The sequence below is a fragment of the Caballeronia terrestris genome (assembly GCF_001544515.1).
In the GTDB taxonomy this organism is placed as follows: domain Bacteria; phylum Pseudomonadota; class Gammaproteobacteria; order Burkholderiales; family Burkholderiaceae; genus Caballeronia; species Caballeronia terrestris.
The window spans coordinates 1-12187 of sequence record NZ_FCOL02000026.1 but is presented as its reverse complement, the minus strand read 5'-3'; the positions used below and the strand labels follow the sequence as shown (position 1 = coordinate 12187).

11 protein-coding genes are annotated in these 12187 nt (G+C 60.4%); 4 read left to right on the top strand and 7 right to left on the bottom strand.

Annotated elements, in window-relative coordinates:
* Nucleotide 1: 1 nt before the first annotated feature.
* The 6 genes from AWB67_RS20665 to AWB67_RS20640 all read right to left on the bottom strand — a co-directional run bounded on the left by AWB67_RS20665 (nucleotide 2) and on the right by AWB67_RS20640 (nucleotide 6661).
* Nucleotides 2-1687: an ABC transporter substrate-binding protein gene (locus AWB67_RS20665; protein ID WP_087658094.1), complete on the bottom strand. Its 1686-nt coding sequence runs from the start codon at nucleotides 1685-1687 to the stop codon at nucleotides 2-4.
* 111 nt (nucleotides 1688-1798) lie between these two features.
* The gene (locus AWB67_RS20660) at nucleotides 1799-2278 is read right to left on the bottom strand and encodes a cupin domain-containing protein (protein WP_087658093.1); all 480 of its coding nucleotides are present in this window, start codon (nucleotides 2276-2278) and stop codon (nucleotides 1799-1801) included.
* Between the two features lie 186 nt (nucleotides 2279-2464).
* On the bottom strand, nucleotides 2465-4570 hold the full coding sequence (gene fusA, locus AWB67_RS20655) for an elongation factor G (protein WP_087658092.1): 2106 nt from the start codon (nucleotides 4568-4570) through the stop codon (nucleotides 2465-2467).
* Between the two features lie 264 nt (nucleotides 4571-4834).
* Nucleotides 4835-5344 (bottom strand): DUF192 domain-containing protein, encoded by a 510-nt coding sequence (locus AWB67_RS20650; RefSeq protein ID WP_374729837.1) that lies wholly within the window; start codon nucleotides 5342-5344, stop codon nucleotides 4835-4837.
* A 189-nt stretch (nucleotides 5345-5533) separates the two neighbouring features.
* The gene (locus AWB67_RS20645; RefSeq protein WP_087658091.1) at nucleotides 5534-5752 is read right to left on the bottom strand and encodes a hypothetical protein; all 219 of its coding nucleotides are present in this window, start codon (nucleotides 5750-5752) and stop codon (nucleotides 5534-5536) included.
* Nucleotides 5753-6091: 339 nt separating this feature from the next.
* On the bottom strand, nucleotides 6092-6661 hold the full coding sequence (locus AWB67_RS20640) for a pseudouridine synthase (RefSeq protein ID WP_087658090.1): 570 nt from the start codon (nucleotides 6659-6661) through the stop codon (nucleotides 6092-6094).
* A gap of 302 nt (nucleotides 6662-6963) precedes the next feature.
* Between AWB67_RS20640 and icd the strand changes: the two genes are divergently transcribed.
* Nucleotides 6964-8220, top strand: coding sequence for an NADP-dependent isocitrate dehydrogenase (gene icd, locus AWB67_RS20635; RefSeq protein ID WP_087658089.1), 1257 nt, complete (start codon nucleotides 6964-6966; stop codon nucleotides 8218-8220).
* On the top strand, nucleotides 8181-8720 hold the full coding sequence (locus AWB67_RS20630) for a DUF2628 domain-containing protein (protein WP_125477629.1): 540 nt from the start codon (nucleotides 8181-8183) through the stop codon (nucleotides 8718-8720). The genes icd and AWB67_RS20630 overlap by 40 nt, the downstream gene beginning before the upstream one ends.
* 79 nt (nucleotides 8721-8799) lie before the next feature.
* Here the strand turns inward: AWB67_RS20630 and cspD are convergent, their stop codons facing one another.
* A complete protein-coding gene (gene cspD, locus AWB67_RS20625; RefSeq protein ID WP_008351201.1) occupies nucleotides 8800-9006 on the bottom strand; it encodes a cold shock domain-containing protein CspD in 207 nt (68 codons plus the stop codon).
* 530 nt (nucleotides 9007-9536) lie between these two features.
* Here cspD and clpS point away from each other — a divergent pair.
* On the top strand, nucleotides 9537-9851 hold the full coding sequence (gene clpS, locus AWB67_RS20620) for an ATP-dependent Clp protease adapter ClpS (protein ID WP_014190611.1): 315 nt from the start codon (nucleotides 9537-9539) through the stop codon (nucleotides 9849-9851).
* A complete protein-coding gene (gene clpA, locus AWB67_RS20615; protein WP_087658087.1) occupies nucleotides 9848-12148 on the top strand; it encodes an ATP-dependent Clp protease ATP-binding subunit ClpA in 2301 nt (766 codons plus the stop codon). The genes clpS and clpA overlap by 4 nt, the downstream gene beginning before the upstream one ends.
* Nucleotides 12149-12187 lie beyond the last annotated feature (39 nt).

The window sequence follows — 12187 nt, the reverse complement described above, 5'->3', positions numbered from 1 at the left end:
ATCAGCCACTGATCGTCGCGCGATCGAGATAAAGCTGCGAGTTCGCGTTGAAGCGCACGCCCGTGACGTTCGCCCGCGTGACGACCAGATAGTCGTAGAAATACGGAATGACGACCGGCGTCTCGTCGAGCAGCAGGTTCTGAATCTGCGCGGAGAGCTTTTTCTGCGACGCGATGTCGAGTGCGGCGACGAAATCCGCCACCAGCTTGTCGTACTGCGGATTCCTGAAGTGCGCCGCGTTCCACGTGCCACCGCTCGTGAGCGGCGCGTTGAGGAACACGTTCGGCACGCCGCGATGGCCGTAATCGGTGATGCCGAGCGGCGAATCGAGCCAGTCCGACTTGCCGAACGTGCCCGTGCCGTAATACAGCTCCTGGCTCTCCACTTTCAGCGTGATGCGCACGCCGATCGCCTTCGCCGCGTTCTGGATCACGACGGCGAGATCGGGTATCTCCATGTACTTTTCGGTTGTGAGCGTGACGTCGAAGCCGTTCGGCACGCCCGCCTGCGCGAGCAGTTGCTTCGCCTTCGCAATATCGACCTTGCGCTGCGGCACCGAGAGATCGCTTGAAGGGAACACCGGCGCGAACGGGCTGTCGTTGCCGAGTTGCGCGCGGCCGCGAAAGAGGCCCTTTACGATGATCTCGCGATCGATCGCGAGCGCGAGCGCCTGGCGCACGCGCTTGTCCTTGAACTGGGCGTTGTCGGTGCGCATGTGCATCTGCCGGTGCGCGCTCGATTTCACGCCAAGCACCTTGAACTGCGCGTTGTTCAGCACGCTTACGCCGCCCTGCACGGTGAAGTCGCCCATCACGTCGGCCTGGCGGCCTTGCAGCGCGAGCAGTTGCGCCTGCTGGTCCGCGTAGAACGCGAAGGTCACGCGCTCGGGCAGCGCCTTCTCGCCCCAGTAGTCCGGATTGCGTACGAACGACGCGCCCACCTTCGGCGTGTACTTCTCGAACTTGAACGGCCCCGTGCCGATGAACGATTTCTCATACGTTCCCGAGAAGCTCGCGGGCAGGATCACCGCGTTGAAGTTGTCCGAGGAAACGTAGAACGGGAAGTTGCCGTTGGGTGCATCGAGATGGAACTCGACGGTAAGGTCGTCGATCGCCTTCGCCGAATTCTTCGACAGCACGCCCTTCAGCACCGAAAGCGCCGCTGATCCGCTGCCGGGGTTGGCGAGGCGGTTGAAGGTCGCGGCGACGTCCTTCGCGGTCATCTTCTGGCCGTCGTGAAACTTGACGTTGTCGCGCAGCTTGAAGGTCCACACGTCGCCCTTGTCGTTCGACTTCCACGACAGCGCTAGCGCCGGACGCAGCGTGAGCTTCTCGCCGTCGTCGTCGATCAGGAATTCGCCGGTCTGGTTGATGAGCGCGAGACCGGCGGCATCGGTGACGGTGAGCGGATCGACCGCGCCCACCGGCGTCAGGTGCGCGACGCGGATCGTGCCGCCCGGCTTGCCCGCGCCCTGCGCGCGGGCGCCGCGCGGCATGCCGATCAGACTGCCGACGCCGCCGACGGCCAGCACGAAGCCGAGCACGCTCGCGTGGCGCAGCAACTCGCGGCGCGTGAGGCGGCCGGCCTTGAATTCGTCGATGGCGTGATTGCCGAAATCGCCGGCGCCCGAGCGTGAATCGTCCAGGGCGCGGTCGAAGGCGTGATCGTGATCGGTCGATGTCTTCATCAGTGGGCGTTCCGTTCCGTATGTTGTATTTGTTGCGAGCGGCGTTGCGGCCAGTTTAGCCGAGCCACGCGCTTCAGGGCGTCGCGCTCATGTAGCAAGCTTCACGCCGCCTCAATGATCGTGCGGATGCTTGTGGATCGGATCGACCCAGTAGACCGCTTCGGGCTCCTCCACCGCGTCGATATTCAGGTTCACCACGACGGCTTCATTGTCGCTGCGCACGAGCACGCATTCGAGCGGCTCGTCGGTGCGCGCGTTGATCTCCTGATGCGGCACGTACGGCGGCACGAAGATGAAATCCCCCGGACCGGCCTCGGCGGTGAATTCCAGATGCTCGCCCCAGCGCATGCGCGCCTGCCCGCGCACGACGTAGATCACGCTTTCCAGCGCGCCGTGATGATGCGCGCCCGTTTTCGCGTTCGGATGGATCGTCACGGTGCCGGCCCAGATCTTCTGCGCGCCGACGCGCGCCGCGTTGATCGCCGCCGCGCGGTTCATGCCGGGTGTCTGCGGCGTGTTGGTGTCGAGCTGGTCGCCCTTGATGACCTTGACGCCGTGTTCGCGCCAGTCGGTTTGCTGTTCGTCGCTCATGATTTTTTCTCCGTCGAAAGAAGCCGCGCGGATAAAAAAAGTCCGTTGCGGCCACACGTGAAGCACGGGCATACAACGGACTGGTTACAGCAGGTGCTTTGCATGGGACCAGAGTAAGCGCATGGGACCAGAGTAAGCGCTAAAGCGCCAACTCTGGTCGACAGCGCCAACTCTGGTCGACAGAGTTTACTTCGACTTCGAATTTACGATCGCATCTGCGACATTGTTTGGCGTTTCTGCGTAATGCTTGAACTCCATCGTGTAGGTCGCACGGCCTTGCGACAGCGAACGCAGCGTCGTCGAATAGCCGAACATCTCGGCGAGCGGGACCTCGGCGCGCACCAGCTTGCCGCCGCCGCCCGCGATGTCCTCCATGCCCTGCACGATGCCGCGCCGCCCCGACAAATCGCCCATCACGTTGCCCATGAATTCCTCGGGCGTTTCGACTTCGACGGCCATCATCGGCTCGAGCAGCACCGGCTTGGCCTTACGCATGCCGTCCTTGAATGCAATCGATCCGGCCATGCGGAACGCGTTTTCGTTCGAATCGACGTCGTGGTACGAGCCGAAGGTCAGCGTCACCTTCACATCGACGACCGGATAGCCCGCGAGCACGCCCGACTTCAGCGTCTCCTGAATACCCTTGTCGACGGCCGGAATGTACTCGCGCGGCACGACGCCGCCCTTGATCGCATCGACGAATTCGTAGCCGCCGCCGGGCTTTTGCGGCTCCATCTTGATCACGACGTGACCGTACTGCCCGCGTCCGCCCGACTGCTTGACGAACTTGCCCTCGACGTCTTCCACCGGAATGCGGATCGTCTCGCGATACGCGACCTGCGGCTTGCCGACGGTCGCCTCGACGCTGAACTCGCGCTTCATCCGGTCGACGAGAATTTCGAGGTGCAGCTCGCCCATGCCGGAGATGATCGTCTGGCCGGATTCCTCGTCGGTTTGCACGCGGAACGACGGGTCTTCCTGCGCGAGCCGGTTGAGCGCGATGCCCATCTTTTCCTGGTCGGCCTTCGTTTTCGGCTCGACGGCCTGCGAGATCACCGGTTCCGGGAAGATCATCCGTTCGAGGATGATGACGTGGTTCGGGTCGCACAGCGTGTCGCCAGTGGTCGCTTCCTTCAGGCCGACGGCCGCGGCGATGTCGCCCGCATACACTTCCTTGATTTCCTTGCGCTCGTTCGCGTGCATCTGAAGAATCCGCCCGAGGCGTTCCTTCTTTTCCTTTATGGCGTTGTAGACGGAATCGCCCGAATTCACGACGCCCGAATACACGCGGAAGAAGATCAACTGGCCGACGAACGGGTCTGTCATGATCTTGAATGCGAGCGCGGAGAACGGCTCGTCGTCGGTCGGATGGCGTTCCGCTGCCTTGTCGTATTCGTCGTGACCGAGGATGGCGGGAATGTCCACCGGCGAGGGCAGATAGTCGATCACGGCGTCGAGCATCGCCTGCACGCCCTTGTTCTTGAACGCGCTGCCGCAGAGCATCGGCACGATTTCGTTCGCGATCGTGCGCTGGCGGATGCCGCTCTTGATCTCTTCCTCGGTCAGTTCTTCGCCGCCGAGATACTTCTCGAGATAAGCCTCGTTCGCTTCGGCGGCCGCCTCGATCATCTTGTCGCGCCATTCCTGCGCGGTCGCGAGCAGGTTTGCCGGAATCTCCTGGTACTCGAAGAGCACGCCCTGGCTCGCTTCGTCCCAGATGATCGCCTTCATCTTCACGAGGTCGATGACGCCCTGGAAGTGATCCTCCGCGCCGACCGGAATCTGCAGCGGCACGGCGACGCCCTTCAGCCGGTCACCGATCTGGCGCTGGACGCGGAAGAAGTCGGCGCCGACGCGGTCCATCTTGTTGACGAACGCGATGCGCGGCACCTTGTACTTGTTCGCCTGACGCCAGACCGTTTCCGACTGCGGCTGCACGCCGCCGACCGAATCGTAGACCATGCAGGCGCCGTCGAGCACGCGCATCGAGCGCTCGACTTCGATGGTGAAGTCGACGTGTCCGGGTGTATCGATGATGTTGATCCGGTGTTCCGGATAATTGCCGGCCATGCCTTTCCAGAAGGCGGTCGTGGCAGCCGACGTAATGGTGATGCCGCGCTCCTGCTCCTGCTCCATCCAGTCCATCGTGGCCGCGCCGTTGTGAACCTCGCCGATCTTGTGGTTCACACCGGTGTAGAAAAGAATGCGTTCGGTGGTGGTGGTCTTGCCGGCATCGATGTGAGCGCTAATGCCTATGTTCCGGTAGCGCTCGATGGGAGTCTTGCGGGGCACTTGAACCTCCTGTGGATGGGTCGAGCGGGTGGCGGCAGTCCCGCAAAGCGGCGCCGCGCGGGGTGAGTTCCGCTAGGGGCGCGCGCGGCTGGATAACCGCCGGACAGCGTCTCGCTGGTTTATTAGGATAGCGCTTCGACAGGGTCTTTGCAGGAATCTTGCCAGCCCGCGCCGGGCCTCGGTTCCTGGGCCGTGCGGACGAAAAAAAACCGGCGTCGCGTGGACGGCCGGTTTTGTCGTGAAGCGTCGCGCGTTACTGCAGCTTTAATGCGGCTGCGGCAGGCCCTGGATCTTCATCCCCGGCTTGATGCCTTTCGACGCGAACCAGCCCTTGCTCATTTCGAGCGCATACACGCCGTTGTTGTGCGGACAGTGGTTATCGGTCGTCTCGGCCTGCATTTCGTCGATATCGGTGATCGTGCCGTCCGCGCGAATGAACGCGATCGACAGCGGGATCAGCGTGTTCTTCATCCAGAAGCAATGCACGGCGTTCTCGTTGAACACGAAGAGCATGCCTTCGTTCGGCGCGAGCTTCGAGCGGTACATGAGGCCCTGTTCGCGATCGGCGTCGCTCGCGGCGACTGCCGCGTCGATCACGAACATGCCCGCGGTGAGTTTCGCGCGGGGGAAATCGGTCGGCTGCTTCGCGCCCGGCGGAAGCTGCTGCGCATGAACCGCCGACAACGCGGCGAGCGGCAGCACAAGCGCGATCGCCAACGATCTGATTGCGCGAAAGAAATCGAAACGACGGAACGGGTGAAACGAGCGCAGCACAAGACGCACGGCGAAACTCCTTGCTGAAATCTTGGTTTAACAGGAAAAGCCAAAAAAGACTCGCGCATGTTACGCGATGCCTGCGCAAAAAGAAAAAAGGCAGATTGCCGTGTGGCCATCTGCCTTTCTAAGCCGTTGGAACGGCAGTACTGCTGTTTTTGACTTCGCTTTACTGCCTTTACATCAAACTTACTGCGATGCGCCCGTAGCGGCTGCCGGTGCTGCTTCTGCCGATGCTGCCTTCTTGTGCGACGACTTCTTGTGCGAAGTCTTCTTCTTGTGCGTCGTCTTGTGAGCCGACGAAGCGGCTGCTGCCGGTGCTGCTGCCGGAGCCGTAGCGTCCGAAGCTTGTGCGAAAGCAGCCGTTGCGAACAGGCCAGCGACGAGAGCAGCGATCAGTTTGTTCATCTTGTGAATCCTTTAGCTTGAGTAAATTAACCAACGACCCGGTTATTGGAGTCATGTCGGTAAACGAGCCATCCACCTTTCGGTTGACAGCGGTATCGACAAATAAATCGATACTGCCGCGAGCGCTAAAACCTTACAAACAGCCTGTGAAAAGCAGGTTATCGATGTGGGTCATTCGCTAATGCCGGATAGCTTTGCAAGGCATCTGCGACCACTAACGCGGGGTGTCGGGACTCGGTTGACGAAAATCTTCGTCGATATTTACTCGGGCTCGAAAAAAACGCTGAAACGGCGATGGCCTGGCGTGTCTCGGTGACAATTTGTTTAAGCAAGCCGAAACTATTCGATGCCATCCCAAGGCGCGCGCGGCGGCAGTTCCATCGATTCGCCGGGCGCGAGTCCGAGCGCGAACACATCGAGCGCGCCAATGCCCGCGCGCACGAGTCGCAACGTCGGAAAGCCGACCGCCGCTGTCATGCGCCGCACCTGCCGATTTTTGCCTTCGGTGATCGAGAGTTCGATCCACGTCGTGGGGATCGCTGCGCGATAGCGGATCGGCGGCGTGCGCGGCCAGAGCGTCGCCGGCGGCTCGACGAAATTCGCGCGGCAAGTGCGCGTGACGTAATCACCGAGATCGACGCCTTTCGCGAGGCGCTTCAACACCGTATCGTCGGGTGCGCCTTCGACCTGCGCCCAATATCGCTTGACGAGCTTGTGACGCGGTTCAGCGATGCGCGTCTGCAAGGCGCCGTCGTCGGTGAGGAGGAGCAGGCCTTCGCTGTCCGCATCGAGCCGGCCGGCGGGATACACGCCCGGCGTCTTCACCCAGTCGCCGAGCGACGCGCGCGTCTCGTGCGGTGAAAACTGACAGATCGTGCCGAACGGCTTATTCAGGGCGATGAGCGGCATGGGAGAACCAGGGGACGTTGGAAGGGCGCGCCGGGCCTGAATGCGCGCGGGTTTCGCGGGCATCGCCGGATGGCGCATGGCGGGATATTAATGCATAATCCGGAACGGCAAGTCCTATGTCTTATATAAGACATGAGAACGGAGTGAGGTACGGCGAAGCGGCGCCGGTAGCCGTAAAAACGCCCGGCGCGGTGGGCTAGAATGAAGTTCTGGCCACCATGCGCGCGTCGCCGACATGCCGGCCGCATGCCGCAATCTGCTCAGCTAGCCTTCAACCAGCCCAGCCTTCTTTGGAGTCGATCATGCCGTATCAGCACATCAAGGTTCCGACGGGCGGTGACAAGATCACCGTGAACGCGGATTACTCCCTCAACGTGTCCGACCAGCCGATCATCCCGTACATCGAAGGCGACGGCACCGGTTTCGACATCACGCCGGTCATGATCAAGGTGGTCGACGCGGCGGTGGAAAAGGCGTATGCGGGCAAGAAGAAGATCCACTGGATGGAGATCTTCGCGGGCGAAAAGGCGACGAAGGTCTACGGCCCGGACGTGTGGCTCCCCGACGAAACGCTCGACGTGCTGAAGGAATACGTCGTGTCGATCAAGGGGCCGCTCACGACGCCGGTCGGCGGCGGCATCCGCTCGCTGAACGTCGCGCTGCGCCAGCAACTCGATCTCTACGTCTGCCTGCGGCCGGTGCAGTACTTCAAGGGCGTGCCGTCGCCGGTGCGCGAGCCGGCGAAGATCGACATGATCATCTTCCGTGAAAATTCCGAGGATATCTACGCCGGCATCGAATGGCCGGCGCAGTCTGAGGAAGCGAAGAAGGTCATCAAGTTCCTGCAGGAAGAGATGGGCGTGAAGAAGATCCGCTTCCCGGAGACGTCGGGGATCGGTATCAAGCCGGTGTCGAAGGAAGGTACGCAGCGGCTCGTGCGCAAGGCGATCCAGTACGCGATCGACAACGATCGCCGCTCGGTCACGCTCGTGCACAAGGGCAACATCATGAAGTTCACGGAAGGCGCGTTTCGTGATTTCGGTTATGAACTGGCGCAGAGCGAATTCGCGGCGGAACTAATCGACGGCGGCCCGTGGATGAAGATCAAGAACCCGAAGTCGGGCGGCGATATCGTCGTGAAGGACGTGATCGCGGATGCGTTCCTGCAACAGATCTTGCTGCGTCCCGCCGAATATGACGTGATCGCGACGTTGAATCTCAACGGCGATTACATTTCCGATGCTTTGGCGGCGCAGGTGGGCGGCATCGGCATCGCGCCGGGCGCAAACATGTCGGATTCGGTCGCGATGTTCGAAGCGACGCACGGCACGGCGCCGAAATACGCGGGCAAGGATTATGTGAATCCGGGTTCGGAGATCTTGTCGGCCGAGATGATGCTGCGCCATATGGGCTGGATCGAAGCGGCGGATGCGATCATCAAGTCAATGGAAACGTCGATCCTGCAAAAGCGCGTGACGTACGACTTCGCGCGCCTGATGGAAGGGGCGACGCAGGTTTCGTGCTCGGGATTCGGTCAGGTGATGATCGAGAACATGTAAGCGCGCTTGATTTTTGGTTTCGGGAAACCCCGGCTGGCGTTTTTACGCTGCCGGGGTTTTTCGCTTGCGTTGACAAGGAGCATCACTCCGTGGCGTCACATCTAATCGAATCGATGGAATTGAAGCCCAAGTGGCGCGAGCGCTTCGAATTCTTTGAGGCCCACGGCGCGCCTGATTCCGCCGGATTCAAGGCTGCGATCAAAACGCGACCGTTTTTGAAACGAATCACCATCGTCTTCAGCTTTCTGGGGTTCTTCGTCGGACCGTTCTATTTTCTCTATCTCGGAATGTGGCGCAAGGCACTGACATTGTTCGCCTGTGCAATTGTGCTGTTTCTCGTCGAGTTGCTTGTTTATTCAATGACCGGCCGCGATATATCGCAAATCCTGGGATTCGTGCTCTCGGGATTGTCGGCGTGTACGGTGAATTACTCGTATTACCTCAAGAAAATCAAAGGCAATGACGGCTGGAATATCCTCGAAGGCATCCAGGTCGTCTAAGCGTCATCCAAAACGAAGATAAAAAACAAAAAACCCGGCACGAAGCCGGGTCCCAGAGGCAAAAAGTGCGATCGAACGGTCAGGCTGCGTCCTGGATGTTCGAAGCCTGTTTGCCCTTCGGTCCCTGGACGATCTCAAAGCTGACCTTCTGGCCTTCCTTGAGCGTCTTGAAACCGTTCATCTGTATCGCCGAGAAATGTGCGAACAGATCCTCGCCGCCTTCATCGGGCGTGATGAATCCGTAGCCTTTCGCGTCGTTGAACCATTTGACCGTACCAGTTGACATTACTTCCCCTCTAACTCTCGTCGCTACCACGAGCACGCTCGAAAAGATCAGCGGCCACTCAGTGTGTGAACCGTGCCCTCCTCACAAGCTCACCTCGGCATTTCTTTCGCCTGATTGGTCTTCGGAAAAAAGTGCCAGTTTGATTGTTGAATCTCTTAAATCACGTGTCAAGAAAATTTTGAGATAGCCGTTAAGCACGTTGTAAAGACCACATTCGTAGGGTTATTCCTGCTTTGCGTGTGTGCTGCGCCCCAAGCAAGTCATCTTGAAAAGTCGCATAATCGTCTCACATGAGGAGTACCGGCAAGCAGTACCGGCAACGCGCCGCGGGGGAGCCTCCGGTCAGTTTTTTTGTAGCTGTGCGATACTGGATTCACGGAAGTTCAAGCGGGCCGTGGCTCAGGCGGGCGGCGGCGGAATTCAGGCATGACAGGCTCTGGCTGCGCGCGTCGTTTGTGCAGTTTTCCGACCGGACGGTCGGCGTTTTTCGGCAGCATTGCGGGCCTGTCCGAGTTGTTTAGAATGGGTGTATGGCGATCAATCCCAACAAGCAGGACGGCACTGTACTGGAGCGGCAGGAACAAAAGCTGAAGAAGCCGGCCATGTACAAGGTGGTGCTGCTGAATGACGACTTCACGCCGATGGAATTCGTCGTGATGGTGGTGCAGGAGTACTTCAACAAGGATCGTGAGACTGCGACGCAAATCATGCTGAAGGTTCATCGCGAGGGCAGGGGAGTTTGTGGGGTCTACACGCGGGACATCGCGTCGACCAAAGTTGAGCAAGTCGTTAGCCATGCACGGCAGGCGGGGCACCCGCTGCAGTGTGTGATGGAGGAAGCATGATTGCCCAGGAACTGGAAGTCAGTCTGCACATGGCGTTTATGGAAGCACGTCAGGCGCGGCACGAGTTCATTACGGTCGAGCATCTTTTACTGGCCTTGTTGGACAACCCGACCGCGGCTGAAGTGTTGCGCGCATGCGCAGCAAACATCGAAGATTTGCGTCAGAACCTGCGCAATTTCATTCATGACAACACGCCGACCGTGCCCGGCACGGACGACGTCGACACCCAGCCGACGCTTGGTTTCCAGCGCGTGATTCAGCGCGCGATCATGCACGTGCAGTCGACGTCGAACGGCAAGAAGGAAGTGACTGGCGCGAACGTGCTCGTCGCGATCTTCGGCGAGAAGGATTCGCACGCCGTCTACTACCTGCAGCAGCAGGGCGTGACGCGGCTCGACGTCGTGAATTTCATTTCGCACGGCATCGCGAAGACGAACAGTGGCGACGCCGCGAAGGCGAGCAGCGAAGCGAATCCGGAAACGGACGAAGCCGCCGCGCAGAAGGAAACGCCGCTCGCGCAGTTCACGCAGAACCTGAACCAGTTGGCGAAGGACGGCAAGATCGATCCGCTGATCGGTCGCGAGTCCGAAGTCGAGCGCGTGGTGCAGGTGCTGTGCCGCCGGCGCAAGAACAATCCGCTGCTTGTCGGCGAGGCGGGCGTGGGCAAGACCGCGATCGCCGAAGGGCTCGCCTGGCGCATCACGCGCGGCGAAGTGCCGGACATTCTTGCCGATGCGCAGGTCTACTCGCTTGATATGGGCGCGTTGCTCGCGGGCACGAAGTATCGTGGCGATTTCGAGCAGCGTCTGAAGACGGTGCTGAAGGAACTGAAGGAGCGTCCGCACGCCATTCTGTTCATCGACGAGATTCACACGCTGATCGGCGCGGGCGCGGCTTCGGGCGGAACGCTCGATGCATCGAACCTGCTGAAGCCAGCGTTGTCGTCCGGACAGTTGAAGTGCATCGGTGCGACCACGTTCACGGAATATCGCGGCATCTTCGAAAAGGACGCGGCGTTGTCGCGCCGTTTCCAGAAGGTCGATGTGACCGAGCCGACTGTCGAGCAGACGGTGGCGATCCTGCGCGGACTGAAGTCGCGTTTCGAAGAGCACCACGGCGTGAAGTATTCGTCGGGTGCGCTTTCGGCGGCGGCTGAGTTGTCGGCGCGCTTCATCACCGACCGTCATCTGCCGGACAAGGCGATCGACGTGATCGACGAAGCGGGCGCAGCGCAACGCATCCTGCCGAAGTCGAAGCAGAAGAAGACCATCGGCAAGAACGAGATCGAAGAGATCATTTCGAAGATCGCGCGCGTTCCGCCGCAAAGCGTCTCGCAGGACGATCGCAGCAAGCTTCAAACGCTCGATCGGGACCTGAAGAGCGTCGTGTTCGGGCAGGATCCGGCCATCGATGCGCTGTCGGCATCGATCAAAATGGCGCGCGCAGGCCTCGGCAAGCTGGACAAGCCGATCGGCGCGTTTCTCTTCTCGGGTCCGACCGGCGTCGGCAAGACCGAAGTCGCGAAGCAGCTTGCGTTCACGCTCGGCATCGAATTGCTGCGCTTCGACATGTCCGAGTACATGGAACGTCACGCGGTGAGCCGGCTGATCGGCGCGCCGCCGGGCTATGTCGGGTTCGATCAGGGTGGTTTGCTGACCGAAGCCGTCACGAAGAAGCCGCATTGCGTGCTGTTGCTCGACGAAATCGAAAAGGCGCATCCGGACATCTACAACGTGCTGCTGCAGGTGATGGACCACGGCACGCTGACCGACAACAACGGTCGCAAGGCTGATTTCCGCAACGTCATCATCATCATGACGACGAATGCGGGCGCCGAAGCGATGGGCAAGTCGGTGATCGGCTTCACGAACCGCCGCGAAACCGGCGACGAAATGGCCGATATCAAGCGGATGTTCACGCCGGAGTTCCGGAATCGTCTGGACCAGATCATCAGCTTCCGTTCGCTCGATGAAGAAATCATCATGCGCGTGGTCGACAAGTTCCTGATGCAACTGGAAGACCAGTTGCATGAGAAGAAGGTCGATGCGCTCTTCACCGACGCGCTGCGCAAGCACCTGGCGAAGCACGGTTTCGACCCGCTGATGGGCGCGCGGCCGATGCAGCGTCTGATCCAGGACACGATCCGCCGGGCGCTTGCCGACGAATTGTTGTTCGGCAAGCTTCTGTCGGGTGGTCGCGTAACGGTCGACGTGGACGAGAACGACAAGGTGCAACTGACGTTCGATGAAAATCCGGTGCCGCGTAATCCGAATCCGGAGGCGGTTGAAGTCGAGTGATGTAGAAGCTTTATAGAAAAAAGCGGCACGGTTTCCCCG